Origin of the sequence: Streptomyces sp. NPDC058052 (assembly GCF_042885515.1) — a bacterium.
In the GTDB taxonomy this organism is placed as follows: Bacteria; Actinomycetota; Actinomycetes; order Streptomycetales; family Streptomycetaceae; genus Streptomyces.
Map to the genome: position 1 here is coordinate 196,365 of NZ_JBHVRX010000002.1, position 26,617 is coordinate 222,981.

At 74.6% G+C, this 26,617-nt stretch carries 29 protein-coding genes; 12 read left to right on the forward strand and 17 right to left on the reverse strand.

The features are described from left to right. Positions 1–45: 45 nt before the first annotated feature. From ACFVU3_RS03490 to ACFVU3_RS03530, 9 genes are all read right to left on the reverse strand, one after another. Positions 46–1,074: a hydroxyacid dehydrogenase gene (locus ACFVU3_RS03490; protein ID WP_390063271.1), complete on the reverse strand. Its 1,029-nt coding sequence runs from the start codon at positions 1,072–1,074 to the stop codon at positions 46–48. A gap of 24 nt (positions 1,075–1,098) precedes the next feature. Further along, on the reverse strand, positions 1,099–2,079 hold the full coding sequence (locus ACFVU3_RS03495; RefSeq protein ID WP_390063272.1) for a carbohydrate ABC transporter permease: 981 nt from the start codon (positions 2,077–2,079) through the stop codon (positions 1,099–1,101). Next, positions 2,076–2,972, reverse strand: coding sequence for a carbohydrate ABC transporter permease (locus ACFVU3_RS03500; protein ID WP_390063273.1), 897 nt, complete (start codon positions 2,970–2,972; stop codon positions 2,076–2,078). The genes ACFVU3_RS03495 and ACFVU3_RS03500 overlap by 4 nt, the downstream gene beginning before the upstream one ends. Positions 2,973–3,152: 180 nt before the next feature. Next, positions 3,153–4,460, reverse strand: coding sequence for an ABC transporter substrate-binding protein (locus ACFVU3_RS03505; RefSeq protein WP_390063274.1), 1,308 nt, complete (start codon positions 4,458–4,460; stop codon positions 3,153–3,155). Positions 4,461–4,579: 119 nt separating this feature from the next. After that, positions 4,580–5,659, reverse strand: a complete 1,080-nt coding sequence (locus ACFVU3_RS03510) for a substrate-binding domain-containing protein (RefSeq protein ID WP_390063275.1) — start codon at positions 5,657–5,659, stop codon at positions 4,580–4,582. An 87-nt stretch (positions 5,660–5,746) separates the two neighbouring features. Continuing rightward, positions 5,747–7,690: a helix-turn-helix domain-containing protein gene (locus tag ACFVU3_RS03515; protein ID WP_390063276.1), complete on the reverse strand. Its 1,944-nt coding sequence runs from the start codon at positions 7,688–7,690 to the stop codon at positions 5,747–5,749. 120 nt (positions 7,691–7,810) lie between these two features. Next, a complete protein-coding gene (locus ACFVU3_RS03520) occupies positions 7,811–9,181 on the reverse strand; it encodes an MFS transporter (protein WP_390063278.1) in 1,371 nt (456 codons plus the stop codon). A gap of 122 nt (positions 9,182–9,303) precedes the next feature. Then, a complete protein-coding gene (locus ACFVU3_RS03525; protein ID WP_390063280.1) occupies positions 9,304–10,095 on the reverse strand; it encodes a 3-hydroxybutyrate dehydrogenase in 792 nt (263 codons plus the stop codon). Between the two features lie 138 nt (positions 10,096–10,233). Continuing rightward, a complete protein-coding gene (locus ACFVU3_RS03530; RefSeq protein ID WP_390063281.1) occupies positions 10,234–11,664 on the reverse strand; it encodes a tannase/feruloyl esterase family alpha/beta hydrolase in 1,431 nt (476 codons plus the stop codon). Between the two features lie 376 nt (positions 11,665–12,040). Here ACFVU3_RS03530 and ACFVU3_RS03535 point away from each other — a divergent pair, with 376 nt between their 5' ends. Continuing rightward, complete coding sequence (locus ACFVU3_RS03535; RefSeq protein ID WP_390063283.1) at positions 12,041–12,817, forward strand: CoA transferase subunit A; 777 nt, start codon at positions 12,041–12,043, stop codon at positions 12,815–12,817. Then, positions 12,817–13,470, forward strand: a complete 654-nt coding sequence (locus ACFVU3_RS03540) for a CoA transferase subunit B (protein ID WP_390063286.1) — start codon at positions 12,817–12,819, stop codon at positions 13,468–13,470. Before ACFVU3_RS03535 ends, ACFVU3_RS03540 begins: the two co-directional genes overlap by 1 nt. Before the next feature lie 105 nt (positions 13,471–13,575). On the opposite strand, the gene ACFVU3_RS03545 is transcribed toward ACFVU3_RS03540, so the two are convergent. Next, a complete protein-coding gene (locus tag ACFVU3_RS03545; protein WP_390063288.1) occupies positions 13,576–14,130 on the reverse strand; it encodes an HAD domain-containing protein in 555 nt (184 codons plus the stop codon). 192 nt (positions 14,131–14,322) lie between these two features. On the opposite strand from ACFVU3_RS03545, the gene ACFVU3_RS03550 reads away from it, so the two are divergent. Then, positions 14,323–14,529 carry a hypothetical protein gene (locus ACFVU3_RS03550; RefSeq protein ID WP_390063289.1) on the forward strand — a complete coding sequence of 69 codons (207 nt, stop codon included), beginning with the start codon at positions 14,323–14,325 and terminating at the stop codon, positions 14,527–14,529. A gap of 30 nt (positions 14,530–14,559) precedes the next feature. On the opposite strand, the gene ACFVU3_RS03555 is transcribed toward ACFVU3_RS03550, so the two are convergent. Then, positions 14,560–14,730 (reverse strand): hypothetical protein, encoded by a 171-nt coding sequence (locus ACFVU3_RS03555; protein WP_390063291.1) that lies wholly within the window; start codon positions 14,728–14,730, stop codon positions 14,560–14,562. A gap of 340 nt (positions 14,731–15,070) precedes the next feature. Between ACFVU3_RS03555 and ACFVU3_RS03560 the strand changes: the two genes are divergently transcribed. Both ACFVU3_RS03560 and ACFVU3_RS03565 read left to right on the forward strand, forming a co-directional pair. Beyond that, entirely contained in the window at positions 15,071–15,379 is a 309-nt protein-coding gene (locus ACFVU3_RS03560; RefSeq protein WP_390063292.1) for a hypothetical protein, read from the forward strand. Between the two features lie 41 nt (positions 15,380–15,420). Then, positions 15,421–15,648 (forward strand): hypothetical protein, encoded by a 228-nt coding sequence (locus tag ACFVU3_RS03565; protein WP_390063294.1) that lies wholly within the window; start codon positions 15,421–15,423, stop codon positions 15,646–15,648. Here ACFVU3_RS03565 and ACFVU3_RS03570 read toward each other — a convergent pair. Further along, entirely contained in the window at positions 15,623–16,567 is a 945-nt protein-coding gene (locus ACFVU3_RS03570; RefSeq protein WP_390063295.1) for an EamA family transporter, read from the reverse strand. The two genes, ACFVU3_RS03565 and ACFVU3_RS03570, sit on opposite strands and share 26 nt — an antisense overlap. A 42-nt stretch (positions 16,568–16,609) precedes the next feature. Between ACFVU3_RS03570 and ACFVU3_RS03575 the strand changes: the two genes are divergently transcribed. Continuing rightward, positions 16,610–17,155 carry a MarR family winged helix-turn-helix transcriptional regulator gene (locus ACFVU3_RS03575; RefSeq protein WP_390063296.1) on the forward strand — a complete coding sequence of 182 codons (546 nt, stop codon included), beginning with the start codon at positions 16,610–16,612 and terminating at the stop codon, positions 17,153–17,155. 52 nt (positions 17,156–17,207) lie between these two features. Here ACFVU3_RS03575 and ACFVU3_RS03580 read toward each other — a convergent pair whose 3' ends face one another. Beyond that, complete coding sequence (locus ACFVU3_RS03580) at positions 17,208–17,960, reverse strand: MBL fold metallo-hydrolase (protein ID WP_390063298.1); 753 nt, start codon at positions 17,958–17,960, stop codon at positions 17,208–17,210. A gap of 175 nt (positions 17,961–18,135) precedes the next feature. Here ACFVU3_RS03580 and ACFVU3_RS03585 point away from each other — a divergent pair, with 175 nt between their 5' ends. The 4 genes from ACFVU3_RS03585 (at position 18,136) to ACFVU3_RS03600 (ending at position 21,622) form a co-directional block, all read left to right on the forward strand. Further along, positions 18,136–18,819, forward strand: a complete 684-nt coding sequence (locus ACFVU3_RS03585; protein ID WP_390063299.1) for a class I SAM-dependent methyltransferase — start codon at positions 18,136–18,138, stop codon at positions 18,817–18,819. A 99-nt stretch (positions 18,820–18,918) separates the two neighbouring features. Beyond that, on the forward strand, positions 18,919–19,620 hold the full coding sequence (locus ACFVU3_RS03590; protein WP_390063300.1) for a VanZ family protein: 702 nt from the start codon (positions 18,919–18,921) through the stop codon (positions 19,618–19,620). 120 nt (positions 19,621–19,740) lie between these two features. Continuing rightward, positions 19,741–20,436, forward strand: a complete 696-nt coding sequence (locus ACFVU3_RS03595; protein WP_390063301.1) for a response regulator transcription factor — start codon at positions 19,741–19,743, stop codon at positions 20,434–20,436. A gap of 115 nt (positions 20,437–20,551) precedes the next feature. Next, positions 20,552–21,622 (forward strand): sensor histidine kinase, encoded by a 1,071-nt coding sequence (locus ACFVU3_RS03600; RefSeq protein ID WP_390063659.1) that lies wholly within the window; start codon positions 20,552–20,554, stop codon positions 21,620–21,622. Here the strand turns inward: ACFVU3_RS03600 and ACFVU3_RS03605 are convergent. Next, positions 21,616–22,254, reverse strand: a complete 639-nt coding sequence (locus ACFVU3_RS03605; RefSeq protein ID WP_390063302.1) for an NAD(P)-dependent oxidoreductase — start codon at positions 22,252–22,254, stop codon at positions 21,616–21,618. The two genes, ACFVU3_RS03600 and ACFVU3_RS03605, sit on opposite strands and share 7 nt — an antisense overlap. Before the next feature lie 123 nt (positions 22,255–22,377). Here ACFVU3_RS03605 and ACFVU3_RS03610 point away from each other — a divergent pair, with 123 nt between their 5' ends. Then, the gene (locus tag ACFVU3_RS03610; protein ID WP_390063303.1) at positions 22,378–22,956 is read left to right on the forward strand and encodes a TetR/AcrR family transcriptional regulator; all 579 of its coding nucleotides are present in this window, start codon (positions 22,378–22,380) and stop codon (positions 22,954–22,956) included. Positions 22,957–23,001: 45 nt separating this feature from the next. Further along, entirely contained in the window at positions 23,002–23,574 is a 573-nt protein-coding gene (locus ACFVU3_RS03615) for a GNAT family N-acetyltransferase (protein WP_390063305.1), read from the forward strand. Positions 23,575–23,584: 10 nt separating this feature from the next. Here ACFVU3_RS03615 and ACFVU3_RS03620 read toward each other — a convergent pair whose 3' ends face one another. From ACFVU3_RS03620 to ACFVU3_RS03630, 3 genes are all read right to left on the reverse strand, one after another. Then, positions 23,585–23,959 (reverse strand): hypothetical protein, encoded by a 375-nt coding sequence (locus tag ACFVU3_RS03620; RefSeq protein ID WP_390063306.1) that lies wholly within the window; start codon positions 23,957–23,959, stop codon positions 23,585–23,587. Positions 23,960–24,034: 75 nt separating this feature from the next. After that, positions 24,035–25,276: an MFS transporter gene (locus tag ACFVU3_RS03625; RefSeq protein WP_390063308.1), complete on the reverse strand. Its 1,242-nt coding sequence runs from the start codon at positions 25,274–25,276 to the stop codon at positions 24,035–24,037. After that, on the reverse strand, positions 25,273–26,604 hold the full coding sequence (locus ACFVU3_RS03630) for a GH1 family beta-glucosidase (protein ID WP_390063309.1): 1,332 nt from the start codon (positions 26,602–26,604) through the stop codon (positions 25,273–25,275). The genes ACFVU3_RS03625 and ACFVU3_RS03630 overlap by 4 nt, the downstream gene beginning before the upstream one ends. Positions 26,605–26,617: the final 13 nt, after the last annotated feature.

Here is a 26,617-nt window from a genome sequence, read left to right on the forward strand (position 1 = left end):
GTGACGAGGGAGGGCGGCCGTACGGCGGGGACGCCCCGCGCCGCGTCAGGCGGAGGTCGCCAGGGCCGCTTCGTGGACGGCGTGGGCGAACGGCGCGCCGGAGCCGTAGCGCGCGACCTCGTCCAGGACGTCCGCGGAGATGCGGAGGAGTTCGCCGCCCAGCGAGCCGGCGATGTGCGGGGTGAGCAGGACGTTGGGCAGCGTGTAGAGGGGCGAGGCGGCGGGCAGCACCTCGGGTTCGGTGACGTCGACGACGGCGTGGATCCGTCCCGTCACCGCCTCGGCGGTGAGGGCGTCGGTGTCGACGAGGGAACCCCGTGCGGTGTTGACGAGGGTGGCGCCGTCCCGCATGAGGGCGAGCCGGCGCGCGTCCATCAGGTGGCGGGTCTCGGGCAGGGCCGGGGCGTGCAGCGAGACGACGTCGGAGCGGCGGACCAGTTCGTCGAGCTCCACGTGGCGGGCGCCGAGGGCGGCGGCGCGCTCCGCGTCGGCGTGGGGGTCCGCGAGGAGGAGGTCGAGGTCGTGGGGGCGCAGCAGTTCGAGGACCTTGCGGCCGACGAGCGAGGCGCCGACGATCCCCACGGTGCGGCGGTAGTTGCCGAAGCCGGGGTAGAGGCCGGCCCAGTCCAGCGGGGCCCGGTGCTCGCGGTAGAGGCCGCCGATGTCGAGGACGCGCTTGTTGGCGAAGAGGATCGCGGCGACGGTGTACTCGGCGACGGGTACGGCGTTGGCGGCGGCGGCCGAGGAGACGCGCAGGCCCCGGTCCCAGCATTCCCGGGTGATGTGGTGCTTCACGCTGCCCGCGGCGTGCACGACGGCCTTGAGGGCGGGCATGCGGGCCAGGGCCCGCCGGTCGAGGACGGGGCATCCCCAGGAGGTGATGAGGAGTTCCACCTCGCCGAGGGCGGGCTCCCGGGTGAAGTCGTCCACGACGCGGTCCGGGTCGATGTCGACGTACGTGGCCAGGCGGCGGGTGACGGCCGGCGGGAAGAGGGTGTCGCGGTGGCGCCGGGCCATGGCGAACAGGGCGCGGGGGCGGGCGGGCGGGGCGGAGGCCGGGGTCGGGGTCGGCATCGGGTGGTTCCTCACGGTGAAGGGCTACTTGACGGCGCCGGCGGTCATGCCGGACTTCCAGAACCGCTGGAGCATCAGGAAGACGGCGATGAGCGGGGCCACCGCGACCAGCGAGCCGACGACGGCGAGCAGGTAGTCCTCGGGGTGGCCCTGGGAGAGGGCGGAGGAGTACCAGACGTAGAGGCCGAGGTTGACGGGGTACAGGTCCTGGTCCGACAGCATCACCAGGGGGAGGAAGAAGCTGTTCCAGATCTGGGTGAACTGGAAGAGGAAGAGGGTGACGAAGCCGGGCGCGAGCATGGGGAGCGCGATGCGGCAGAAGGCGCGGAACTCCCCCGCGCCGTCCATCCGCGCGGCTTCGAGGACTTCGTCCGGCACGTACGCGGCACTGAAGACGCGCGCCAGGTACACGCCGAAGGGGAAGACGAGGCCGGGCAGGAACACGCCCCAGAAGGTGTTGACCAGGCCGGCCTCGGCGGCGAGCAGATAGAGCGGGATGGCGAGCGCGGTGCCCGGCACCATCACGCCGAGCAGGACGAGGGAGAAGAGCCGTTCCTTGCCGGGGAAGGCGAGCTTGTCGAAGGCGTATCCGGCCGCGACGCCGAAGAGGGCCGCGAGGAGGGCGCCGGCGCCCGCGTACGCCACGGTGTTGAGGATCCAGCGCAGGTAGACGCCGCCGTCGGCGGAGAAGAGGTGCGCCAGGTTCTCGGTGAGGTGGAGCTCGCGGCCGAGGGCGAAGCCGTTGGTGCCGAAGAGGTCGCCGCGGCTCTTCGTGGAGGAGAGCAGCAGCCAGGTGAGGGGCGCCAGGGTGTAGACGGTGGCGAGGGCGAGCATCGCGGTGACGCCGGCCCGGGAGAGCAGGGCCGTCGGCTGCCTGCGGGCGCGGCGGCGCGCGGGGTTCGCGGCGGGCCGGGAGGGCCGGGGGGACGCCGTGCGCCCGGTGGGCGGGGGCTGCGGGGACGAGGAGGGCAGGGGCGATCCGGGCAGGGTGGAGGGGCTGGTCACGGCTGGCTCCCGCGGCGTGAGATTCGGGTGACGACGAAGGAGAGCGCCGCGGCGAAGAGGGCGATCAGCAGCGACGCGGCCGCCGCGAGGCCGAAGTCGTTGTTCTGGAAGGCGGCCGTCTGGACGTACATGTTGGGGGTCCAGCTGCTGCCGATCGCGGTGGACGCGTTGTAGATGACCTTCGGCTCGGTGAAGAGCTGGATGGACCCGATGACGGTGAAGAGGACGGCGAGGGTGATCGCGGAGCGGATCATCGGCACCTTGACGGAGAGCGCGGTCCGCAGGGCGCCCGCGCCGTCGACCTTCGCCGCGTCCAGCGTCTCGCGGGGCACGGCCTGGAGGGCCGCGTAGAAGATGACCATGTTGTAGCCGGTCCACTCCCAGACGGCGATGTTGGCCGCGGAGAGGACGGCGTTGTCGGCGGAGAGGAAGTCGATGTCGAGGCCGCCGGACCGGAGGAGGTCGATGACCGGGCTGAGGCCGGGTGTGTAGAGGTACACCCAGATCAGCGCGGCGATCAGGCCGGGGACCGCGTGGGGCAGGAAGAGCGCCAGCTGGAAGAAGGACCGTGCCTTGGCGAGGCCGCTGTCCAGGAGCAGGGCGAGGGCGAGCGCGCCGCCGATCATGACGGGGATGTAGACGGCGCAGTAGGCGGCGACGACGAGGAAGCCGTCGCGGAACTCCGGGTCGGCGAGGGCCCGTCCGTAGTTGTCCCAGCCGGCGAAGACGCTCTCCGTCCCGCCGAACCCGAGGCCCGAGGTGCGGGTGGTGAAGAGGCTGAGCCAGGCCGCGTAGAGCAGCGGGGCGAGGGTGACGGCGGCGAAGAGGGCGAAGAAGGGGGACAGGAGCAGGGCGGCGGTGCCGCGCTGCCCTCGCGTGGAGGGTGCTGCCATGACGGCCTTTCGGGGCGGGGCGGGGCGGGTGGTGCGGGGTGCGGGCGCGGGTTACGGGTGCGGGCGCAGGCGCGGGACGCGGGGCGCTGGCGCGGGGCGCGGGGCGCTGGCGCGGGGCGCGGGGCGCTGGCGCGGGGCGCGGGGCGCAGTGACGCGGGCGCGGGACGCGGGGCGCGGGAGCTACGGGGCGGTGACCCGCATGCCCCGCCGGCGCATCTGCTCGACCGTCGTGCGCTGGACCTGGGTGAGGACGTCGGGCAGGGTGACGGTGCCGTCGGCGACCTTGGGGAGTTCGTCCACGAGGGCGGTGTTGGTGGCGGCCATGGCCGGGCCCCAGCTCCAGCCGGGCGGGACGGCGTCGTAGGACGCCTTCGCCACCGCGTACACGTCCTGGCCGCCGTAGTACTCCGTGCCGAACGCGGCCCTGGTGACGGGGACGAGCGTGGGGTCGGCGGGGAAGAGGCTGCTGGTGCCGGAGGACACCCATGCCTTCATGCCCTCGGGGTCGGTGGTGATCCACTTGATGAACTCGGCGGCGGCTCCGCTGTTGCGGGCGCCCTTGGGGATCACGAAGGACGAGCCTCCGTACATGGCCGAGGCGGGCGTGCCGTTCCAGGTGGGCACGGGCGCGACGGCCCACTTCCCCTTCTGGTCGGGGACGGTGGCCTGCTGCGCCCCGGCGCACCAGCTGGCGCAGACGTAGGCGACGGTCCGGTTCTTCTGCACGCTGGTCCAGAACGGGTCCAGCGAGCTCAGGGAGTGGACGAGGTCCTCGCGGGCGAGGTCGCCCCAGTAGGCGGCGGCCTTCTGGGAGGGGGCGTCGTCGACGGCGACCTTCCAGGAGTCCCGCTCCGCGCCGAACCACCGGCCGCCGGCCTGCCAGGCGTAGGCGGTGAGCAGACCGGGGTTGTCGGTGAAGAGGACGCCGCCGCGGGCGCCGGGGTCCGCCTTCCGCACCTGTTCGGTCATGGACCGGTAGGCGTCCCAGGTGGTGGGCACGGGGATCTTGTGCCGGGTGAAGAAGTCCTTGCGGTAGAAGAGCATGAGGGGGGCCGCGTCGCGGGGGACGCCCCAGGTCCTGCCGCCCAGTTCCACCAGCTGACGGGCCGCGTCGGGGAACCGGTCCTTCACGACCGGGCCGAGCGCTCCGCTCAGGTCCTCGACCTTGCCCTGGGCGGCGAACTCCGGCAGGTGGGGGTATTCGACGACGGCGACGTCCGGGGCGGTGCCCGCCTTCACGGCGTTGGTGAGCTTGGAGTAGTACTCCTGGCCCGACGGCACGGTCTCGAACGTCACCTCGATGCCCGGATGGCTGCGGTTGAAGGCCGCGGCCACCTGGTCGGAGCCCTTGACGAAGGACCAGAAGGTGACCTTGCCGGTCCTGTCCGCGCTCGGGGCGGCGCCGTCGTCCGCTCCCGCGCAGCCGGTGGCGAGGAGGCCGAAGGCGGCGAGGGAGCAGATCAGGGCGGTCGTTGTTCTGCGCAACATGGCGTACACCGTTCGTTCGCTGGGGCGTCGAACGGCATCATTCGCCAGCCTGCTTTCACTCGTCAATGACTTTGGCTTCACTTGCATTGAAGTGAAAGCAAATGAAAGCAGAAAGGGGGTCAGTTCCCTGCCGGCGACCCGCTGGAGGCGCGGACGCGGAGCTCCGGACGGAGCAGCAGCTCGGCCAGGGGCGCCGACGGATCGGCGAGGCGCCGGCGCAGGAGCTCGACCGCCCAGGCCCCCACGGCCCTCTTGGGGGGTGCCACGGCGGTCAGGGGCACGTCGCTCAGCTCGGCGACCTCGTCGTCGTACGTCACGACGGCGAGGTCGTCGGGGACGCGCAGGCCGCGCGCCTGGAGGAGGCCGACCAGGGTGACGGCGTCGAGGTCGTTGTGGACCAGGGCGGCCCGGACGTCGCCCTTGCCGACCGCCCGGACCAGCTCCTCGAACCAGGCGGCGGAGGACGGCCCCTCGGCCCCCTCGATGCGGTACTCCGGGCCCTCCGCCAGCCCCAGATCCCGGCAGGCGGCCGCGTAACCCTCCCTGATCAGCAGGGTGTTGGGGCTCTCGGCCCGGGCGATCAGGGCGATCCTTCCGTGCCCGAGGCCGGCGAGGTGGCGGACGGCGAGGCCGGCGCCGTGGGCGTGGTCGGACGCCACCTGTTCCAGGCGTCCGGCGTGCCCGGCGAAACGGCGGTCGACGAGGACGGCCGGGGTGTCGAGGGCGGCCAGCCAGCGCTCGACCTCCTCCGCGGGTTCGATCCCGGCCCGCGGCATCAGGAGCAGGCCCTCGGCACCGGCCGCGACGAGCCGCCGTGTCTGCTCCCGGATCTCGGCGAGCGTCTCCCCCGAGACGGCCAGCACGACGCGGACGCCCTGCGCGCGGGCGGCCTCCTGCACCCCGCGGACGATCTCGGGGTAGTAGTAGTCGCCCGGCGGGACGACCAGGCCGAGCGAGGGCCCCTGCCGGGGTGCGGACCGGTCCGCACCGGAGGCGGGAGCGGCGGCCTGTCCGGCGGCGGCCGGGGACATCGCCCCGCCGTGGACCCGGACGACGAGCCCGCGGTTCGCCAGGTCACGGACGTCCTGCCGGACGGTGACGGCGGAGACGCCCATCTCTGCCGCGGCCTCCTTGACCGTGATCGATCCCTGGCGCTCCACCATGCGCAGGATCGCCTCGCGCCGTTCCTCGGTCAGCACTGCTGCCCCCTCTCCTTGTGAGTGAAGCGCGGTGCTTTCACTCGACGAAATGAAAGGTAGCAACGGCCGGCCGGCGCCTGGCACCGCTCACCGCGGCGGAGGAGCCCCGGTGCCGCCGCGGGTGAGGTGGTGGAGACGGAGCGCCAGGTGGATCTCCAGGGCGCTGGCCGGGGTGTTCCAGTCGGGGCCGAGGAGCTGGGCGACCCGGTCGAGGCGCTGCACGACCGTGTTCACGTGGACGTGGAGGGCGTCCTTGGCGCGGGAGAGGCTGGAGCCCTGGTCGTAGTAGGCGTGCAGGGTGCGGACGAGGTCGGTGCCGCGCTCCGCGTCGTAGGCGAGGACGGGGCCGAGGACCCGGTCGACGTACGGGGCGATGTCGGCCCGGTCGCCGAGGAGGACGCCGATGAAGCCGAGGTCGGCGATGTCGGCGCCCTCGCCGGTACGGCCCAGGGCGTGCAGCGCGGTCAGGCAGCGCAGGGCCTCCGCGTGGCGGGCGGCGTGCTGCTCCGGGCCGGTGCCGGGACCGGCCGCGCCCACGGTGACGGGGGAGCCGACGACGCGGGTGAGGTCGGCGGCGAGGCCGCGGGCGAGGAGGCCGGGCCGGTCGCAGGGCGCGAGCAGGACGGTGTGGCCGTGCCGGGTGCCCGCCAGGCCGCCGAGCCGCCGGGCGGTCCTGGCGTTCTCCGCCGCGAGCCGGGAGCGCAGGACGGGCGCGCAGTCGAGGACGGCGACGGCGTGGGGCCGGGTGAGGTCGAGTCCGAGGCGGCGGGCGCGGAGGGTGAGGCTCCCGCCGTCCCAGTGGGCGGAGGAGGCGGGGCCCGCGAGGAGGTCGTCGAGGAGTTCGCCGCGCACCCGGTCCTCGGTCTCGGCGACGGAGCGGCGGATGAGCAGGAGCATCGCCGTGACCAGCGCCGACCGTTCGAAGAGGCGGCGGTCCGCCTCGGGCAGGTCGCCCCGGCCGGTCAGGACGATGCTGCCCAGCGGTTCCGCCCCTGCCAGGACGGCGCAGGTCCAGACGCCGCCGGCGCGGACCGCGCGGCCTTCGGTGCGCGAGGCCGCCAGGCTCGCCGCGGAGGGCGTGACGGGGGCGGTGCCGACCCGGGCCAGTTCGCTGCCGTCGGTGTCGTGCACGGCCACTCCCCCGCCGAGCAGCATCGCGATCTCGGCCGCGACCTCGTCGGTGCCGGCGCCGCGCAGCACCAGCTTGGAGAGCCGGTCGTGGGCGTCGGACGCCTGGTGGAGGGCCTCGCTGTGGGCGCGGGCGGTCGCGTTGGCGGCTTCGAGCCGGGCGAGGGCGGTGCCGGTGGCCTCCAGCCGGCGGGCGCTGTCGATGGCGACGGCGGCGTGGTCGGCGAGCGAGGCGAGGAGGGCGATGGCGTCGGGGGTGAACTCGCGCGGGGTGCGGTCCGCCGCGAACAGCACGCCGATGACCTCCTCGCCCAGGCGCAGGGGGACGCCGAGGATGCCGCGGAGCCCTTCCTCCGCCACGCCGTCGTCGATGGTCCCGGTGTGCCGGTAGCGGTGGTCGGTGCGGTAGTCCGTGCTCGCGTACGGGCGGGCGGTCTGCGCCACCAGCCCGCCCAGGCCCTCCCCCATGCCGAGCCGCAACTGCTGGAAGGCCGCAGAGACGGATCCCTCGGTGACCCGCATGAACGTGTCCCGCGCGGCCGGGTCGTTGAGGGTCAGATAGGCGACGTCCGAGCCCAGGAGCGTGCGGGCGCGCCGGACGATGGCGCGCAGCACGCCGTCGAGGTCCCGCAGCCGCGCGAGGTCGCCGGCGGTGTCGAAGAGCGCGACCAGCTCCGTCTCCCGGCGACGGTACTGGTCGAGGACCCTCCGCACCGACAGGGCGACCTGGGTGGTCTCCTCGATCCACGCGAGGTCCCCGCTCGCGGCCCCGCCGGCCCGTGAGCGGGCGGGCTGGGCGGCGACCTCCTCGGCGGGGGCGCCGGCGGCGAGCAGGTCGAGCATCCGGCGGGCCGCCTCGGTGGACGCGGACGTCAGGGCGTCGGTGCGGCGGCCGGTGGTCATGGGACCTCCTCGCGGGTCGGTCGGTGGGGGCGGGGGCAGCGGCCGGCCGGAAGCCGGTCGTGGCCCGGTCCGCCGTCCTCCCTCGGGGGACGGCGGACCGGGCCGGCGGTGTGACGGGGGTCAGGCCCGGTCGCCCGCGGTGACCACGGACGGGGTGTCGGCCGGCTGCTCGTCCCGGCCGCGGGCCAGGTCGCGGCCGCGGGTCTCCCGGGTGACGGCCACGGTGAGGGTGGTGACCACGGCCGCCGCGCAGAGGTAGACGGCGATGGGGGTGGAGGAGTCGTACTCCTTCAGCAGCTCCACCGCGATGATCGGGGCGAGGGCGCCGGCGATGATCGAGGCGAGCTGCGAGCCCATGGAGGCGCCGGAGTAGCGGACCTTCGTGTCGAACATCTCGGAGATGAACGCGGCCTGCGGGCCGTACATCGCGCCGTGCAGCAGCAGGCCGGCGGTGACGGCCAGGGTGATCACGGCGAACGACTTCGAGTCCACGAGCCCGAAGAAGGCGAACGCCCACACCGCCATGCCGACGGAGCCGATGAGGGTCACCGGGCGGCGGCCGATCCGGTCGGAGAGCGCGCCCCACAGCGGGATGGTGACGAAGTGGATCGCCGAGCCGATGAGGACGGCGTTCAGCGCGGTGCTCTTGGGGAGTTCCAGGTGGACGGTGACGTACACGAGGAGGAAGGAGGTGAGGATGTAGTACGAGATGTTCTCGCCGAAGCGGGTGCCGATGGCGGACAGCACCTCGCGCCAGCTGCGCCGGAACACCTCGACGACCGGGGCCTCCTCCTTGACGCCGGCGGCGGCGGCCGCCTCGGCCTTCGCCTGGGCCTCCAGGAACACCGGGGACTCGGAGACCGAGACGCGGATCCACAGGCCGATCACCACGAGCAGGCCCGACAGCAGGAACGGGACGCGCCAGCCCCATGCCTGGAAGTCGGCCTCCGACTGGACGGCGGCCAGCAGGGCCAGGACACCGGTGGCGAGCAGGTTGCCGCCCGGGGCGCCGGCCTGCGGCCAGGACGCCCAGAAGCCGCGGTGCTTGTCGCCGCCGTGCTCGGAGACGATGAGGACGGCGCCGCCCCACTCGCCGCCCAGCGCGAAGCCCTGGACCAGGCGCAGCACGGTCAGCAGGATCGGCGCGCCGATGCCGATCGTCTCGTAGGTGGGCAGCAGGCCCATCGCGAAGGTCGCGCCGCCCATCATCAGGAGGCTGACGACCAGGAGCTTCTTGCGTCCGATCTTGTCCCCGAAGTGCCCGAAGACGATGCCGCCGAGCGGCCGGGCGGCGAACCCGATGGCGTACGTGATGAAGGCGATCAGCGTGCCCACCAGGGGGTCGGCGCTGGGGAAGAACAGCGTGTTGAAGACGAGCGCGGCGGCCGAGCCGTACAGGAAGAAGTCGTACCACTCGATGGTGGTGCCGATCAGGCTCGCTCCGACGATGCGGCCGATGCCGCCTCTCGGCTTGGTGGTGGTGTCAGACATGGGTTCACCGGTTTCACGAACGGACGGACGGGGACGGGACGAGCGCGGTGCGGTGGTACGGGTGGTGCGGGGGGGGTACGCGTGGTGCGGGGGTACGGCCGCGGCCGGGCGGGCGATGGGGGTCAGCCCGCCGTCCAGCCGCCGTCGAGCGGCAGGGACGCGCCGGTGAGGTAGCCGGAGTGCGGACCGCAGAGCCAGAGCACCGCGGCGGCGACCTCCTCGGTCTCCAGGAGCCGCTTGACGGGTGAGCGGGCCAGCATGACGTTCGACAGCACGTCGCCCTCGCTGATCCCGTGGGCGGCGGCCTGGTCGCGGACCTGGCCCTCGACCAGCGGGGTCCGGACGTAGCCGGGGTTCACGCAGTTGCTGGTCACGCCGTGCGGGGCGCCTTCAAGGGCGGCGACCTTGCTGAGCCCCTCCAGGGCGTGCTTGGCGGCGACGTAGGCGGCCTTGTAGGCGCTGGCCCGCAGACCGTGGACGCTGGACACGTTGACGATCCGGCCCCAGCCCCGTGCGTACATGGACGGCAGCGTCCTCCGCATGAGCAGGAACGGGGCGGTGACCATCACGTTCTGGATCAGCTCGAAGCGCTCCGGGGGGAACTCCGTGAGCGGGGCCACGTGCTGGAGTCCGGCGTTGTTGACGAGGATGTCGACGTCGGCCGGGAGGAGGTCGATCGCGGCCCGGTCCGCGAGGTCGACCTCGTGCGCCTTTCCGCCGGCGGCCTCGGCGACCGCCCTGGCGGCCGCGCCGTCCCGGTCCACGACGTGCACGACGGCCCCCGCCTGCGCCAGGGCCAGGGCACAGGCCCGGCCGATGCCGCTGCCGCCGCCGGTCACCAGGGCGGTGCGGCCGCTCAGGTCGGTCGCCGCGGTGGCCGGCAGGGGAACCGGACTGGGAAATGTGTTCGTCATGGCCGGAAACAGTAGGGAGAGGTCCGGGGCCCTCCCATGGAAGGGGCCACCATAAAGTGACGCATTCCAGTGGTGCCGGCCACCATAGGCGGCCTCAAGGGTTCGCCGCCGGACGCCGGCCGAGGCCCCCGGAGGGCTCTAGCGGCCGAGCGAGCAGCGGTTCACGAGCGCCGTCGGGTCCGCCGCGGCGGGCAGGGCGACGGTCTTGGAGGCCGGCGGGCGGACGCCCCGGGACAGCCAGTCCTCCAGCGCGGTGAAGCCGCTGCGGTGGCAGGGCACGAGCGGCCGCAGCTTGTCCGGGAAGATGTCGTACAGCGAGTCGGTGTGGGTGCCGCCCTCGATGCGGTAGTAGCGGTGCAGCGGTCCCCGGCCGGCATCGCGCACCATGCGCGCGTAGACGTCGGAGTCCTCGCCGATCGGAAGGAGGGTGTCGAGCGTGCCGTGCAGGGTGACGAGGGGTTTCCCGATGCGCCCGGTCAGGGCGATCCTCTCGACGGCCCGCCGGACCTCCGCGGGCCGGGCCGCGTAGTCGTAGTCGGTGTCGCAGGCGGGTGTGCCGGTCGCGCAGTACGGGGTGCCGGCCTCGGTCGCGCCGTCGAAGCCGGGGTCCAGCTCCTCGCGGTAGATGCGCTGGGTGAGGTCCCAGTAGACCTTGTGGTGGTACGGCCACAGGAACTCCGAACCGGCCGGGAAGCCGGCGGCGTGGAGGTCCCGGCGCGCCTGTTCGGCGCCCTCGCCGCCCGCCGCGTACACGGGGTAGGCGCGCAGGGCCTTGGGCAGGAAGTCCAGCAGGGTGGGGCCGTCGGCGCGCCAGAGGGTGCCTTCCCAGTCGACACCGCCGTCGTACAGCTCCGGGTGGTTCTCCAGCTGCCAGCGCACCAGGTAGCCGCCGTTCGACATCCCGGTGGCCAGGGTGCGGGCCGGGGGCCGGTGGTAGCGCTGGGCGACGGCCGACCTGGCGGCGCGGGTGAGCTGGGTGAGGCGGTCGTTCCACTCGGCGATCGCGTCGCCGGGCGCGCGGCCGTCGCGGTGGAAGGCGAGCCCGGTGTTGCCCTTGTCGGTGGCGGCGTACGCGTAACCGCGGGCGAGCACCCAGTCCGCGATGGCCCGGTCGTTGGCGTACTGCTCGCGGTTGCCGGGGGTGCCGGCGACGACGAGGCCGCCGTTCCACCGGTCGGGCAGCCGGATGACGAACTGGGCGTCGTGGTTCCAGCCGTGGTTGGTGTTGGTGGTGGAGGTGTCGGGGAAGTAGCCGTCGATCTGGATGCCGGGCACTCCGCCGGGGACGGGCAGGTCCTTGGGGGTGAGTCCCGCCCAGTCGGCCGGATCGGTGTGCCCGGAGGCGACGGTGCCGGCCGTGGTCAGTTCGTCCAGGCAGTCCGCCCGCTGGAGTTCGGCGCCCGGGACGCGGATCTGGTGCAGTCGGGCGCAGTGGCCGGCCGGGCCGCCGGTGCCGGAGCCGGGCGCGGCCGCGGCGGGCACGGCGGTGACCGCGAGGGCGGCGACGGCGAGGGCCGTGAGGGTGTTGCGGAGCGGTACGCCTGGCGGGGAGCCGGGGGAGAGACGCATCGGGGTGCCTCCGGGGGTCGGGTTTCTGGGACGCGCGAGAGGCTATGACGCCGTTTCGGCCCGACACATGGGCGTATCGCCCATTCTTGGACGCCCGATGGTGGTGGGCGGCACCACCCGCTCAGGGCAGCACGACGGGGCCCGGCACGGAGCGGGCCGTGCCGGGTCCCCCTCGCGCCGGCGTGCGGGCGGTCCGCTCCTCCTCGGGTCCGCGTCTCGGAGGAGGTGGTCGGCACCACCTCCACCGGGGCCGGTGTGTGGACGACAGCCATGGGCGTGCCCCGGGGCCCCTGCCTAGGCTCGCTGCCCATCGGTCGTAGCGGTCACCGGTGCCGGCCCGCGGGGCGGCGCCGGTCGCCTGAGGGAAAGGGTCCGTATGGGTCTGGACAAGACGGTCGCGAGCGCGGCGGAGGCGGTGGCCGACATCACGGCCGGCGCGTCCCTCGCGGTGGGCGGCTTCGGGCTGTGCGGGATACCCGGCACGCTGATCGACGCCCTGTGGCAGCGGGGGGTCGACGATCTGCGGATCGTGTCGAACAACTGCGGCGTCGACGACTGGGGGCTCGGGCTGCTGCTGGCGGCCGGGCAGATCTCCCGGATGACGAGTTCGTACGTCGGCGAGAACAAGGAGTTCGCCCGCCAGTACCTGAGCGGGGAGCTGGAGGTCGAGCTGGTCCCGCAGGGCACGCTGGCGGAACGGCTGCGGGCCGGCGGCTCCGGCATCCCCGCCTTCTACACCCCGGCGGGCACGGGGACGCAGGTCGGCGAGGGCGGGCTGCCGTGGCGGTACGCGGCCGACGGCACGGTGGCGGTCGCGTCCCCGCCGAAGGAGACCCGGGAGTTCGGCGGCCGCCCGCACCTGCTGGAGGAGGGCATCACGACGGACTTCGCGCTGGTCCGGGCGACCGTCGGCGACCGCCACGGCAACCTCGTCTTCCGCTCCTCCGCCCGCAACTTCAACCCGCTGGCCGCCATGGCCGGCCGGATCACCGTCGCCGAGGTCGACCACCTCGTCGAGCCGGGCGAGCTCGACCCCGACGAGGTCCACCTGCCCGGCGTCTTCGTCCAGCGCGTGGTCCGGGTGACGCCCGGCGACCCCGCCGCCGAGCGGCGCGTCGAGCGCCGTACCGTCCGACAGGAAGGCGACGCCTGATGGCCCTCACCCGCGAGCAGATGGCGGCCCGCGCCGCCCTCGAACTGACCGACGGCAGCTACGTGAACCTCGGCATCGGGCTCCCCACCCTCATCCCCAACCACCTCCCGCCCGGTGTCGAGGTCGTCCTCCAGTCCGAGAACGGGATCCTCGGCGTCGGCCCCTACCCGACCGAGGACGAACTCGACGCCGACCTGATCAACGCGGGCAAGGAGACCGTCACGACCCTGCCCGGGGCCTCCTTCTTCGACTCGGCCCTCTCCTTCGGCATGATCCGCGGCGGGCACATCGACGCCGCGGTCCTCGGCGCCATGCAGGTCTCCTCCACGGGCGACCTCGCCAACTGGATGATCCCCGGCAAGATGGTCAAGGGGATGGGCGGCGCGATGGACCTCGTCCACGGCGCGGGACGGGTCATCGTGCTGATGGAGCACACCGCCAAGGACGGCACCCCCAAGCTCGTCGAGAGGTGCGGCCTGCCCCTGACCGGCCGTGGTGTCGTCCAGCGGGTCGTCACCGACCTCGCCGTCGTCGACGTCGCCCCCGACGGCTTCGTCCTGGCCGAACTCGCCCCCGGCGTCACCGTCGAGCAGGTCGTCGCGGCCACCGCCGCGCCCCTGCGCGTCCCGGAGGGCGTCGGGCCGGTCTCCTGAGACCGTCCGCGGCGGGCCGGCGCGCCCGGCCCGGCGGTTCAGGCCGTCCGGGGGCGCGCCCGGCCCGGCGGTTCAGGCCGTCCGGGGGCGGGCCTGGCCGGCGGTTCAGGCCGTCCGGGGGCGGGCCTGGCGCAGCCAGGCGCCGGCCGTCGCGTAGTCGGCGTCCGTGAGGCCGACGCGGGCGTCCACCCGGAGGAGCAGGGCGCGGCCCGGGTGGTGGGCGGCGACCCAGGCGCGGTCCCGGCCGGTGAGTTCGTCGTCGATCCAGACGAACGGCCGCCCCGCCGCCCACGCGACGAGCGGCCGGGTCTTCCAGTGGATCCCCTCGCGCTCGTCCTCGTCCTCGTCGGCGTCGGAGGGCTCCGGCCAGTCGACGACGGCGAGCCGCGGCAGCCCGAGCAGCGGGCCGACGGCCTCGTTGGCGTCGTCCCCCCACGTCGTCGCCCACACCACCTCGCACGGCAGCGCGGAGAGCCGGGTCCCGTGCGCCGGATCGATCCGGGACAGCAGCGGGCTCACGTCGACCCCGTGCAGCGCGTGGGGGTGCCCCAGGGCCGCCGTGAACGTCGGATACTCCCCGGGCTCCGCACCGAACGGGATCAGCGGGCCGTCGACGTCGAGGAACAGGAGGGGGAGCGGGAGCCACTCGGTACCGGTCACGACGGACGACGATAGCGGCGGGGACCGCCGCCGGCCCTCCGCTCCGGGACCGGTCCGCGCTCCCCCCACGCCTCGGCGGCGTCCGGGGACGGGCCGCGCCCGCTCGCGAGGGCTGGACCCGGTGGGGCCTGGCGGACCGGCCGGGCCCGTGGGACGCTCCCCGTACGGGACGAGCCGTCGTGGGGGGACATCATGAGGCGTGGATACGCGGGGGCGGTCGCCGCCGTCGCCCTCGGCTGGAGCCTGGCCGGTGCGGGGCCGGCCACGGCCGCCGGTACCGGGGACGGAGTGCCGCCCGTCTCGGCGGCCACCCTCGAATGGCCGGACTTCCCTGCGGCCGCGGCCTCGGACCCCCTCGCGACGGGCTGGAGCCCGGACTACCCGCTCAGCGAGAACTAGCAGCTCTCGCGGGCGCGGCCACGGCCGGTGTCAGGTGCGCAGCAGGTCCAGGACTCCCAGCGTGATCCCGCACAGTCCCGTGAACGCCTGGAGGCGGCGGATGCCGCCCGAGGTCTGACGCCGGACGGTCAGGGAGGCGAGGACGAGGAGTCCTCCCCCGACGATGAAGAACCACGCGCCCGCCGTTCTGAGCAGTTCCACACCCTCCACCGTTCCGCCCCCCTGTCCCAGGCCCCCGCCTGATCGCCGCGCGCCGGATCGAAGCGCTTCACGCTCCATCATGCGGCCGATCGCCCTTGTCGCACAAAGAGTTGGCGGCGGAGCGGCCCAGCCGGGCGGCGTCGTGCTCGGGCCGGGTGACGGCGACGGCGGGTCCAGGAGGCCGGACGACGGAGAGAAGTCTGCTGGAGATCGAGGGCGCGGCCGTGCGACGGCCTCCCGGGGCGCACTCCGCGGACGGGCCCCTCGGGCCGGACGCTGGTCTACCGTGGGATCGGACGACCGGTCAGAGAGCCGCGTCCGCACGGAAGGAGAGCCCGCGATGGGTCTCGTGCCCCGTCCCGCCGAGCCCGGCGTCCCCCGTCCCGCCGAGCCCGGCGTCCCCCGTACCGCCCACGCGATCGCGGCGGCGCTCGCGCCGGGCCGTGAGGGGCCGTTCCTGGAGGAGCTGCTCGCGGCGCAGGCCGGGGACGAGCAGTTGGCGGTGATGGACCGCTGGCATCTGCGGGCCGTCGCCGACACCCGGCGCACCGATGCGGACCGGGCACGGGCGGCCGCGCTGCGGACCGGTGAACGCGCCGGGGTACGACCGCTGGACGCCGTGCTCGCCGCGCTCGGCGGGGCCCGGTGAGCCACGGGTCGACCGATCAGGCCGCCGCGGTCCTCTCGGCCATGTCCGCCCGGGCTCCCGAGGCGTTCGCCGCGACCGTCCGGGTGCTGGCCGCCGTCGCGGAGGCGCACGAACGCGGCACGGTGCCGCCCGGGGCGAGCCCCACCGACGAGTGGGGCGATGTGTACGACCTCGACGTCCCCGGCCATCCCGTGCTGGTCGAGTGGTTCACCGGGGACCCGGAGACGGTGACCGTCACCCGCGTCACCTGGCTGGAGGCCCGCCGGTAGGCCGTTCCTTCCGGAGCGCGCCGGACCCGGGGCCGGTGGGGCGGGCGGGGATCCGCCGCCGGACCCGCCGGCGCCCGGCGGGCGCCGGTCTGCCGAGGAACACGCCGCACAGCACGAGTCCCAGCCCGCCCAGCTGCTGGACCGTCAGTCCCTCGCCGGCGACGGCCACGCCCAGCAGGACCCCGGTGACGGGGTTCAGCAGGCCGAGCAGGCCGACGGTCGCGGCGGGGAGGTGCCGCAGCCCGGCGAACCAGACGGTGAAGGCGAGGGCGGTGGCGATCAGGGAGACGTAGGCGAAGGCGAGGAGCGCCGAGGGGGACAGCGCGGGCGGCGCGCCCTCCACGACGGCGGCGACCGGGAGCAGGACGAGCCCGCCCGCGGTGAGCTGCCAGGCCGTCGAGGCGAGCACGTCGACGTCGGTGGTCCACCGCTTGGCGAGGATGTGGCCGAAGGCCGACACGAGCATGGCGGCGACGGAGGCGAGGACTCCGGGGCCGCTGATCCCGCCGGCCCCCGTGAGCAGCATCAGGGCCACGCCCGTCAGGCCGGTCACGGCCCCGGCGAGGTGGGCGGCGCCGGGCCGCTCCGCCACGAGGGCCCACGCGATGAGCATCATCGCCAGCGGCGACACCGCCATGACCGTCGAGGCGACGCTCGTCGGGAGCAGCTGGGAGGCGGCGTACACGAGGACGAAGAACAGGCTGACGTTGAGCAGCCCGAGCACCGCGGAGCGCCACCACCACGCCCCGCGGGGCCGTTTCCTCGACAGGGCCAGCAGCACCGCGCCGGCGGGCAGCGCGCGCAGGGCGGCTCCGTAGAGCGGGCTGTCCGCGGGCAGGAACTCGTGGGTGACGTAGTAGTTCGCTCCCCAGGCCACCGGCGCGACGGCGGTCAGCACGACCCAGCGATTGACTTCCATGGAAGCCAATATATAACTTCCACGGAAGCTATGCTGTCGGCCATGGACGATCCGCCCCCGCTGGACCGCGTGGCCCGCATCCAGGCCGACTGGCGCCGCGAGCGGCCCGACCTCGACGTGACCCCCCAGGGCGTCATCGGCCGCCTGCACCGGCTCGCCGACCGCCTCACCGGGGAGCTGCGCCTCGTCTACGAGCGGTACGGGCTCGGCGAGGGAGAGTTCGACGTCCTGTGCGCCCTGCGCCGGGCCGGCGCTCCCTACGAACGCGCCCCCGGCGAACTCGCCGCGCACACCATGGTCACGACCGGCGCCATGACCAAGCGCATCGACCGCCTGGAACGCGCCGGACTGGTCACCCGCCGCCGCTCGGACGACGACCAGCGCGGCCGCATCGTCGGCCTCACCCGCCCCGGACGCGAACTGATCGACCGCGCCTTCACCGACCACATGCGCAACGAACGCCGGCTGCTCGACCTGCTGACACCCGCCGAGGCCGAGGCCCTGGAGGCGCTCCTGACCACCTGGCTCGGCCGTGTGGAACCGCCGACCGCGCCCGAGACCCCGGCCGCGCACGGAACCGGGCCGTGAGAAGGCCCCGGCCCCTCGGGCGGAACCGGGCCGTGAAGAGGACCTCGGCCCCTCAGACCGTGAAGCACACGCCGGGATCGGCGTGCCGGACCTCCCCCGGGAACTCGGCCGCGGCCAGCGCGACCGCCTCGGCCGGCTCCGTACCGGGCCCGACGTGCGTGACGACGAGCCGGCCCGCGCCGGCCCGCGCCGCGCTCCGCCCGGCCTGGGCGGCCGAGTGGTGCCCGTCGGTCTCCCCGTCGGCCTCGCAGACGAAGAGGTCGCAGTCCCGGCCGAGTTCGACGAGGGCGGGGCAGGGGGCGCAGTCGCCCGAGTAGACGAGGGAGCGCCCCCGCGCGTCCTCGACGCGGAGCGCGAAGGCGGGCATGCCGTGCTCGACGGCCCGCGCCCGCAGGCTGAGCCCTCCGACGGTGACGGCATGGCCGTCGTACAGCTCCTCGAAGGCGAAGGCCCTCTCCACGGGGCTCCGTCCGGGCCCGTTGGTCAGGAAGCCCGCCAGCCGGCCGGCGGTGCCGGCCGGGCCGAAGAGCGGGACGGGCAGGGACGGCGCGAGCCCCGCGTGGAGGAGACCGTAGTAGGCGGTGAGCAGGTCGGCGCTGTGGTCGGCGTGCAGATGGGAGATCCAGACCGCGTCGACCGCGTCGAGCCGGACGTACTTCTGGAGCTCTCCGAGCGTGCCGCTCCCGGCGTCCACCCACACGCGGACGCCTCCGCCCTCGACGAGATAGCCGGAACAGGCGTTGCCCGGACGGGGGAACGGGGTGGCGGAGCCGAGCACGGTGATCCGCAGGGCGTCGTCGGTCATGGGTCCGACTCTAGGACGGACACCCCCGGGTCCGGGGTCGTACCGGATCCCGGTGTTCCCGCCGTTCCGGGGATCCGTTCCGGATCCCCGTGCCCTCGCCGTTCCGGCGTCCGTGTTTTTGCCGTTCCGGCAACAGGACTGGCCCGGCCGGAAAGGGCTGCGCGACCGTGGGGCCATGCCCGACGACATCGCAGCAGAAGCCCCCGCCCCCGACGTTCCCTCGTTCGCCGACGGCTACCTCGGCGACCCCGCCGTGCGCGACGAGTGGGACCAGCGCTATTCCGAGCGGCAGCAGCTCTGGAGCGGGCGGCCCAACGGGGCGCTCGTGGCGGAGGTCTCCGGCCTCGCACCCGGCCGCGCGCTCGACGTCGGCTGCGGCGAGGGGGCGGACGCCCTCTGGCTCGCCCGCTCCGGCTGGGACGTCACCGCCCTGGAGGTCTCGGGCGTGGCGCTGGAGCGGGCGGCCGCCCACGCGCGGGACGCGGGCGCGGCCGTCCGCTGGGTCCACGCTGGACTGACCGACGCGGCGCTCCCGCCGGGCTCCTTCGACCTCGTCTCCGCCCAGTACCCGGCACTCCTCCGCACTCCCGGCGCCGCGGCCGAGCACGCCCTGCTCGCGGCCGTCGCCCCCGGCGGTGTGCTGCTCCTCGTGCACCACGCGGGCATGGACGAGCACCACCCGGAGCAGGACAGCTCGTTCGACCCCGCCGACTACGTCTGGCCCTCGATGGTCTCCGCGCTGCTCGGCGACGACTGGCGGGTGGAGGTGGACGAGGAGCGGCCCCGCGTCGTCCCCGAGGGCGGCGCCGGCGCGCACCACCACCACGACGTCGTGCTGAAGGCCCGCCGGCTGCGCTGAGGCGGACGGGCCGCGGCGGGGCCCCGCGGACGGGGTGTATCGCCGGCGTATCGGAAAACGCATACGCCGGCGCAACCGCTCGCCGTATCCGATGGGGGCATGAACGACGCCGCCCCGCCGCCCCCGCCCCGACGCGCCCGCCGGATCGCGCTCCTCGGCCTGACGGCCCTCGCCGCGGCGAGCGGCCTGTTCGCGCTGCGGGGACCGCTCCTGATGTCCGCGCCGATGTGCCTGGCCGGACGGTGGGACCGCTGCCTCGGCACCTTCAACGGCGTGGTGCTCATGACGCTGGTCACGCTGCCCCTGGCCCTCCTGGTGGCGTGGGCCCTGACCCGCGTGCGGCGCGCCGCCGGGCGCGCGCCGGCCTGGCGGACGTCGCTGGCCGAGGTGGGCATGGCGCACGGGACGGTGCCGTTCCTGTGGCTGACGATGATCCCGGGGGGAGGTGCCGGTGTCGCGCCCCCGCGGGTGAGTCTCGTGCCGCTGAGGGACCTGGTCACGATGGGCCCGCTGGGCATCGGCGGCAATCTGCTGGTCTTCGCCTCGCTCGGCTTCTTCGCCCCGATGCGGTCCTCGGCGCTGGCATCCGTGCCACGGATCCTCGCAATCGGCGCGGGCTGCTCGGTCCTGGTCGAGACCGCGCAGTACGTCCTCCGGCTCGACCGGGTGTCGTCCGTGGACGACGTCCTGGTGAACGCCACCGGTGCCGTCCTGGCCGGACTCGCGTCGCGCCGCTGGTGGCGCGCCCCGGCGGCGGCCCCGTCGGACCGGCCCCGCCCGGTGCCGGAACCGGCGGGCTGAGTCGAGCCGAGGCCGACGCATCCGCGGCCGCCTCTGCCTCCTTCGGCGACTGTCGCCGTCGCTGGAGCCGTCGCCGACGCGCATACGTCGGCGATACGCCGTGCTGCTTAGGCTTCGCACATGCGCGTACTGATCGTGGAGGACGAGCCGTACCTGGCCGAGGCCGTCCGGGACGGTCTCCGGCTGGAGGCGATCGCCGCCGACATCGCCGGCGACGGCGACACCGCCCTGCACCTGCTCGCCGTCCACTCCTACGACATGGCGGTGCTCGACCGCGACATCCCGGGGCCGTCCGGCGACGAGGTCGCCCGCCGGATCGTCGCGTCCGGCAGCGGCATGCCGATCCTCATGCTCACGGCCGCCGACCGGATCGACGACAAGGCGTCCGGGTTCGCGCTCGGCGCCGACGACTACCTCACGAAGCCGTTCGCACTGCGTGAGCTCGTCATGCGACTGCGGGCGCTCGACCGGCGGCGCGCGTACACGCGTCCCCCGGTCCGCGAGCTCGCCGGCCTGCGTGTCGACCCGTTCCGCCGGGAGGTCTTCCGCGACGGGCGGCACGTCGCGCTGACCCGCAAGCAGTTCGCGGTGCTCGACGTCCTCGTCGCCGCCGAGGGCGGGGTCGTGAGCGCCGAGGACCTGCTGGCGCGTGCCTGGGACGAGAACGCGGACCCGTTCACCAACGCCGTCCGCATCACCGTGTCCGCGCTGCGCAAACGGCTCGGCGAGCCGTGGGTCATCGCCACGGTGCCGGGTGTCGGCTACCGCATCGACACCGGGCCGGGCACCGCGTACCCCGGCCGGTCCCGTGGCTAGGCCGCCTCTTCCGGACCCTGCCGGGCTCGCGTCGTCCGGCCCGGTCCGGAAGAGTCGGCCCAGGCGCCGCGGACTCAGCGTCCGTCTCCGGCTCACCCTCAGCTACGCCGGTTTCCTGACCGTCGCCGGCGCGCTCCTGCTGGCCGTGGTGTGGGGCTTCCTGCTCCGCTACGTCCCCGACAACTCGCAGGGCCTCCTCGGAGTCTCGCCCAACCGCTATCTGCTGGTGCGCACCTTCGCCCCCGCCGCGGCCGCGGCGATGGGCTTCCTGCTCGTGTTCGGGCTCGTCGGGGGCCGTCTCCTGGCGGGCCGGATGCTGGCGCCGCTCACCCGGATCACGGCGGCGGCGCGAACGGCGGGGACCGGCTCGCTCTCCCACCGGATCCGCATGGAGGGGCGCGAGGACGAGTTCCGTGAACTCTCCGACGCCTTCGACTCGATGCTGGAACGGCTGGAGTCGCACGTCGCCGAGCAGCGGCGTTTCGCCGCGAACGCCTCCCACGAGCTGCGCACCCCGCTGGCCGTGTCGCAGGCGCTGCTCGACGTCGCCCGCGAGGACCCGACGCGGGACCGCGACGAGCTCCTGGCGCGCCTGCGCACCGTCAACACGCGCGCGATCGACCTCACCGAGGCGCTGCTGCTGCTCGGCCGCAGCGACCGCGGGCTCGTAACCCGCGAGCGCGTCGACCTCTCCCTCGCCGCCGAGGAGGCCGCCGAGACGCTGCTCCCCCTCGCCGAGCGGCGCGGGATCACGCTCGACGTCACGGGCGGGGCGGCCTGGGCCGACGGCTCGCCCGAGCTGCTGCTGCGGATGGTGGCGAACCTGGTCCAGAACGCGGTCGTCCACAACCTGCCCGACGGCGGCACCGTGACGGTCCACACCGAGGCCGCGGGAGACGTGACCGTGGTGCGGGTCGAGAACTCGGGGCCTCCGGTCCCGCCGGAGCTGGTGCCGACCCTCACCGAGCCCTTCCAGCGCGGCACGGAGCGGGCGCGTTCCGACGGGCACGCGGGCGCGGGGCTCGGGCTCGCCCTCGTGCGCAGCATCGTCCGCGCCCACGGCGGCGCACTCGCCCTCGTGCCGCGTCCCGCCGGCGGTCTGCTCGTGACGGTCCGGCTGCCCGGCACGCCGCGGGGGCCGTCCCCGCACGCCCGTCCGCACACCGGGTGGGGTTCGGGTCAGTAGCCCAGGCCGATGGTGTGGCGGACGGAGGCGGGCTCGGCCAGGGTGGCGAGGATGGCGCGGGCGAGGTCGGCCCGGGCGAGGGTGAGGCCGCCGCGCACGTTGCGGTCGGTGGCGGTGCGGTACGGGCGGGGCGCGCCGTCGGTGAGGCGCGGCGGGCGCATGATCGTCCAGTCCAGGCCGCTGTCCCGGACGATCCGGTCGGTGCGGGCGAAGTCCGCGAAGTTGCCCCGCAGCACGCGCCGCAGCACCGGCTTGACCAGGGTCCGCGTGAAGGGCCCGTCGCCCTCGTCGACGACGTGGCCGCTCGCGGTGACGACGACGAGCCGGCGGGTGCCGGTCGTCCGCATCGCGGCGATGATCGCGCGGGCGCCGTCGCTGCACACCGACGCCTCGGTCCTGGCGGTGGCACCCAGCGCCGAGACGACGGCGTCCCGGCCGGCCACGGACGCGCCGATGGCCTCGGGGTCCATGACGTCGGCGGTGACGACGTCGAGCCGCGGGGCGTCCGCCCGCCGGAGCCGCAGCCGGGCCGGGTCGCGGACGACCGCGGTCACGTGGTGTCCGGCGTCCAGGGCCTGGTCCACGAACTGCCTGCCCGTGCCGCCGGTGGCACCGAGAACGGTGATGCGCATGCCGGGTCCCTCCCTCTCCCGAGGTGTCGGTGCCCACGAGTTAGTGAACACTAACCCCAGCCTGCGCTACTGTTCACCGACCCGTCAAGAGAGGACGGCACGACCGGACCCGGGAGGGCGGCGATGAGCAGCACACGGGAGCGGATCCTCGACGCGGCCGAGGACATCCTGCGGACCCGCGGCGTCGTGCGCGCCACGACCAAGGAGATCGCGCAGGCGACCGGCGTCTCCGAGCCCACGCTGTACAAGTACTTCGGCGACAAGGAACGGCTGCTCCTCGCCGTCCTGGAGGAGCGGGTGCCCGGCCCGTCCCGCGTCGCGGTCCGCCCGGGCGAGGGCGACGTCGAGACCAACCTGACCGAACTCGCCCACGCGGCCCTGGACTTCTACCAGCAGTCGATCCCGATGCTGGGCGCGCTCCTCGCGGACCCCGAGCGGATGGCGGCGCACCGGATCGCCATGAGCCGGCACGGCGGCGGCCCCGAGAAGCCGGTCGCCGGGTTCGCCGCCTATCTGAAGGCCGAGCAGGACCTCGGCCGCGTCGCCGCGCACGCGGACCCCCGTGCCTCCGCCGCCCTGCTCGTCGGGGCGTGCTTCCAGGAGGCGTTCCTGCGCCACTACGCCCATGGCGCCGGTGCCGAGCCGGCCCCGCGCTCGCACGCCGCGGCCCTCGCGCGGGCGGTGGTCGGCCCCCTGTGCTGACCCGTGGGGCCGACCGTCACCCGTAAGGCCGCATACGATCGGCCGATGATCACTTCTGTCACGCTCCACGCGGCCCCGACGCCGGACGCTCCCGCGCTCGTCCTGCGCCCCTGGCGGGCGGAGGACGTCACCGCCCTCGTCGAGACGGCCCGGGACCCGGCCCTCCGTCACTGGACGGGCCTGGTGATCGAGCGGGAGGAGGACGGAGCGCGCTGGGTGCGGGACCAGCAGCGGGACTGGGCGGCGGGCGTGCGCTTCGGTTTCGCGGTCCTGGAGGCGTCCGGCGGCAGCGCTCCCCCTCGGCTGGTGGGCAACGCGGTCCTGAAGGAGGCCGCCCCCGGCAAGCCCTCCGCCGAGGTCGGCTACTGGACGGCGGCGCACGCCCGCGGCCGGGGCGTCGCCCCGCGGGCCCTCGGCGCGCTCACCGCCTGGGCCCTGGAGACCTTCGGGCCCACCGGGCTGGAGCGCCTCGAACTCCTCCACCAGGTGGACAACGCGGCCTCCTGCCGCGTGGCCGAGAAGTGCGGCTACGCCTTCGACCGCGTCCTGCCCTCGATGCCTCCCGCCTTCCCGCTCGACGGCCACCTCCACGTGCGGCGCGCCCCGCGGTCCGGGTGACGGGCGCGGTTCAGGCGCGGCGCCGCGCCCGGAGCCACCGGAACGCGTTGGCGAGGGTCACCTCGACGTCGTCGCTCCACGAGTAGACCTCCAGCCACGCCAGGTAGCCGCGCCGGGTGACGATCATGACCCCGCCGGGGCAGTCGCCGGTCTCGGTCAGCAGCGGCGCCTCCACCGGCACCTCGGTGCCGGTCCCGACCGGCGCGGGCGCGACCTCGTCCTCGCCGGGATCGAACGCGAAGTCGGCCGTGCCGCACCCGCAGCCGCAGCGTCCCGCCACCTGGATGTACGGGACCTGCCGGCGGAGGGCGGCATGGACGGGGTCGTCCTGGTCCAGGAGTTCCGCGAGCACTCCGGCGACGTCGGGGGGCAGGGTTTCGGGCACGCGGTCACGGTAGCCGACCGGTGCGGGGCGTCCGGGCGCGGGGCCCGCCGGCGGGCGGGCCCGTGCGGGCCCGCCTCAGTCCACGCCCCTGATCCGGCGCACGAGTACGGCCCCGGCCAGTCCGAGCACGGCCGCCACCAGGTACAGCGCCCGGTACCCGCCCAGGTGGTTCACGAGCGGGGCGGCCAGCGCGGGGGCGGCCACCTGGGGCAGGGCGTTGGCCACGTTGATGATGCCCAGGTCCTTGCCGCGGTCGTGGGCCGTCGGCAGGACGTCCGTCATCAGGGCGAAGTCGACGGAGGTGAAGACGCCGAAGCCGATCCCGAGGAGGGCGGCGGCGACGAGGGCCCCGTTCCACGTCTGCCAGCCGGCGAGCATGCCGGTCGCCGCCGCCATCAGGACCCCGGACCAGAGGACGAACGGCTTGCGCCGCCCGATCCGGTCCGACCAGATCCCGCCGACCACCACGGTGGCGAGCAGCGTGGCGCCGTTGACCGCCGTCAGGACCAGCACGCCGGTCTCCGGGTCCGGGTACCGCAGCCGGTCGCGCAGGTAGTAGAAGAGGTAGAGCAGGACCAGCGCGTTGCTCAGGTTGACGAGGAAGCGCGTCAGCCAGGCCCACGCGAGGTCGGGGTGGGCGCGCGGGCTCAGCCAGAACCCGGCGGCGAACCGCCGCCAGGACCAGGCGGGGCGATCCGCCGCGGCGAGCCGCTGGTCGGGATGGCGCAGCACGTACGGGGCCACGCCGACGAGCGTGAAGACCGCGCAGGCGACGTATCCGGCCCCGATCCCGCCCGCCGCCGTCGCGAACCCCGTGCCCGCGACCACCCCGAGGATCTGCGCGGCCCCCAGCCACCCGCCGACGACGCCCCGCTGGGAGCGCGGCACCCGGTCGGGCACGGCGGCGGTGACCGCGGCGAAGGCCGCGTTCAGCGTCAGCTGCACCAGGCACCAGCCGGCGAACAGCACCCAGACGGCGTCCGCGGTCCCGAGCAGCAGCAGGGACAGCGCGCCGCCGGCCGCGCCCGTCACGATCCACGGCGTGCGCCGCCCGTACCGGGAGACGGTACGGTCCGACAGCGCTCCGAAGAGCGGGTTCGCGGCCAGCGACACCACGGCGCCGACGCCGGTCACCCAGGCGAGCAGCGACTCCTTCGACAGGCCGGCGCCGGGTGCGAACCGCTCGGCCTGCTGCGCGAGCAGGATCTGCAGCGGCCCGTACCAGCCCACCCAGATCGCGCCGTTGGCCAGGGACAGCGCGGCGGTCCAGCCGCGCCCGACCCGTTCGGCGGGCTCCTCCAGGGCGAGGGCGGTCATGCCCGCTGCGCCCGCAGCGCGTCCCGCAGCCAGCCGTACGACGCCTTGGGGGTGCGCACCTGGGTCGCGTAGTCGACGTGCACGAGCCCGAACCGCTTCGTGAACCCCTCGGCCCACTCGAAGTTGTCCATCAGCGACCACACGAAGTAGCCGCGGACGTCGACGCCCGCCTCGCACGCCCGGTGCAGGGCCCGCAGGTGGCCGTCCAGGTACGTGATCCGCTCCTGGTCGTCGAGCCCCTCGTACGCGCAGCCGTTCTCGGTGATGACGACGGGCGGCAGCCGGTCGCCGTACCGGTCGCGGAACGAGGTGAGGAGTTCGGTGAGCGCCTCGGGGACCACCGGCCAGCCGAAGTCCGTCACCGGGTGTCCCTCGATCTCCCGGACGGAGAAGGGGAGTTCGGCGGGGAGGGTGAGGCCCGAGAATTCCACGTCCTCGGCGCGCGGCGCGCCCGCCTTCGTCGGCTGGTAGTAGTTGATCCCGTACCAGTCGAGCGTCCCCTCGGAGATCACCTTCAGGTCGGCCTCCACGTCGCCGCCCGGCATGAGGTCGCCGAATCCGTCCGGGTAGCGGCCCAGCAGCAGCGGGTCGGAGAAGAGCCGGTTGAGGATGATGTCGTAGAGGTCGGCGGCGCCGGCGTCGGCCGGGTCGGCCGACGCGGGCCAGGTCGGGCCGTGCGAGTTGGCGATGCCGATGTCGGTGGCGCCGGCGGCGCGCAGGGCGCCCGCGGCGAGACCGTGCGCGAGCAGCTGGTGGTGGGCCACCGGCAGCGCGTCGAAGAGGAGCTTGCGGCCGGGGGCGTGCTCGCCCAGCGCGTGGCCGAGCAGGGTGTGCTCGGCGGGCTCGTTGAGGGTGATCCACTTCTTCACGCGGTCGCCGAGCCGCTCGGCGACGGTCGCCGTGTACGCGGCGAAGCGGGAGGCCGTGTCGCGTTCCAGCCAGCCGCCCGCCTCCTCGATCTCCAGGGGCAGGTCCCAGTGGAAGAGCGTCGGCACCGGCCGCACCCCCTGTGCGCACAGCTCGTCGACCAGCCGGTCGTAGAAGTCGAGCCCGCCGGGGGCGAGGACACGGGGCCAGGAGATCGAGAAGCGGTACGCGTCCACGCCGAGGTCGCGGATGAGCGCCACGTCCTCGCGGTACCGGGCCACGTGGTCGCAGGCCACGTCGGCCGTCGAGCCGTCCCTGATGCGCCCCGGCTCGGCGCTGAACGCGTCCCAGACGGAGGGCAGGCGGCCGGAGACGGCGCCCTCGATCTGGTGGGCGGCTGTGGAGACACCCCACAGGAAGCCGGGCGGGAACTTCGGGAGGGAGTCCGGGTCAGATGACATGGCCGTGATCATC

What these genes read in the sequence shown, in the direction of transcription:
- ACFVU3_RS03490 (WP_390063271.1), bottom strand. Translation starts at nt 1,074, where the DNA reads ATGCCGACCCCGACCCCGGCCTCCGCCCCGCCCGCCCGCCCCCGCGCC.
- ACFVU3_RS03500 (WP_390063273.1), bottom strand. Translation starts at nt 2,972, where the DNA reads ATGGCAGCACCCTCCACGCGAGGGCAGCGCGGCACCGCCGCCCTGCTC.
- ACFVU3_RS03505 (WP_390063274.1), bottom strand. Translation starts at nt 4,460, where the DNA reads ATGTTGCGCAGAACAACGACCGCCCTGATCTGCTCCCTCGCCGCCTTC.
- ACFVU3_RS03515 (WP_390063276.1), bottom strand. Translation starts at nt 7,690, where the DNA reads ATGACCACCGGCCGCCGCACCGACGCCCTGACGTCCGCGTCCACCGAG.
- ACFVU3_RS03520 (WP_390063278.1), bottom strand. Translation starts at nt 9,181, where the DNA reads ATGTCTGACACCACCACCAAGCCGAGAGGCGGCATCGGCCGCATCGTC.
- ACFVU3_RS03525 (WP_390063280.1), bottom strand. Translation starts at nt 10,095, where the DNA reads ATGACGAACACATTTCCCAGTCCGGTTCCCCTGCCGGCCACCGCGGCG.
- ACFVU3_RS03530 (WP_390063281.1), bottom strand. Translation starts at nt 11,664, where the DNA reads ATGCGTCTCTCCCCCGGCTCCCCGCCAGGCGTACCGCTCCGCAACACC.
- ACFVU3_RS03535 (WP_390063283.1), top strand. Translation starts at nt 12,041, where the DNA reads ATGGGTCTGGACAAGACGGTCGCGAGCGCGGCGGAGGCGGTGGCCGAC.
- ACFVU3_RS03540 (WP_390063286.1), top strand. Translation starts at nt 12,817, where the DNA reads ATGGCCCTCACCCGCGAGCAGATGGCGGCCCGCGCCGCCCTCGAACTG.
- ACFVU3_RS03550 (WP_390063289.1), top strand. Translation starts at nt 14,323, where the DNA reads ATGAGGCGTGGATACGCGGGGGCGGTCGCCGCCGTCGCCCTCGGCTGG.
- ACFVU3_RS03560 (WP_390063292.1), top strand. Translation starts at nt 15,071, where the DNA reads ATGGGTCTCGTGCCCCGTCCCGCCGAGCCCGGCGTCCCCCGTCCCGCC.
- ACFVU3_RS03565 (WP_390063294.1), top strand. Translation starts at nt 15,421, where the DNA reads ATGTCCGCCCGGGCTCCCGAGGCGTTCGCCGCGACCGTCCGGGTGCTG.
- ACFVU3_RS03570 (WP_390063295.1), bottom strand. Translation starts at nt 16,567, where the DNA reads ATGGAAGTCAATCGCTGGGTCGTGCTGACCGCCGTCGCGCCGGTGGCC.
- ACFVU3_RS03575 (WP_390063296.1), top strand. Translation starts at nt 16,610, where the DNA reads ATGGACGATCCGCCCCCGCTGGACCGCGTGGCCCGCATCCAGGCCGAC.
- ACFVU3_RS03580 (WP_390063298.1), bottom strand. Translation starts at nt 17,960, where the DNA reads ATGACCGACGACGCCCTGCGGATCACCGTGCTCGGCTCCGCCACCCCG.
- ACFVU3_RS03585 (WP_390063299.1), top strand. Translation starts at nt 18,136, where the DNA reads ATGCCCGACGACATCGCAGCAGAAGCCCCCGCCCCCGACGTTCCCTCG.
- ACFVU3_RS03590 (WP_390063300.1), top strand. Translation starts at nt 18,919, where the DNA reads ATGAACGACGCCGCCCCGCCGCCCCCGCCCCGACGCGCCCGCCGGATC.
- ACFVU3_RS03595 (WP_390063301.1), top strand. Translation starts at nt 19,741, where the DNA reads ATGCGCGTACTGATCGTGGAGGACGAGCCGTACCTGGCCGAGGCCGTC.
- ACFVU3_RS03605 (WP_390063302.1), bottom strand. Translation starts at nt 22,254, where the DNA reads ATGCGCATCACCGTTCTCGGTGCCACCGGCGGCACGGGCAGGCAGTTC.
- ACFVU3_RS03610 (WP_390063303.1), top strand. Translation starts at nt 22,378, where the DNA reads ATGAGCAGCACACGGGAGCGGATCCTCGACGCGGCCGAGGACATCCTG.
- ACFVU3_RS03615 (WP_390063305.1), top strand. Translation starts at nt 23,002, where the DNA reads ATGATCACTTCTGTCACGCTCCACGCGGCCCCGACGCCGGACGCTCCC.
- ACFVU3_RS03625 (WP_390063308.1), bottom strand. Translation starts at nt 25,276, where the DNA reads ATGACCGCCCTCGCCCTGGAGGAGCCCGCCGAACGGGTCGGGCGCGGC.
- ACFVU3_RS03630 (WP_390063309.1), bottom strand. Translation starts at nt 26,604, where the DNA reads ATGTCATCTGACCCGGACTCCCTCCCGAAGTTCCCGCCCGGCTTCCTG.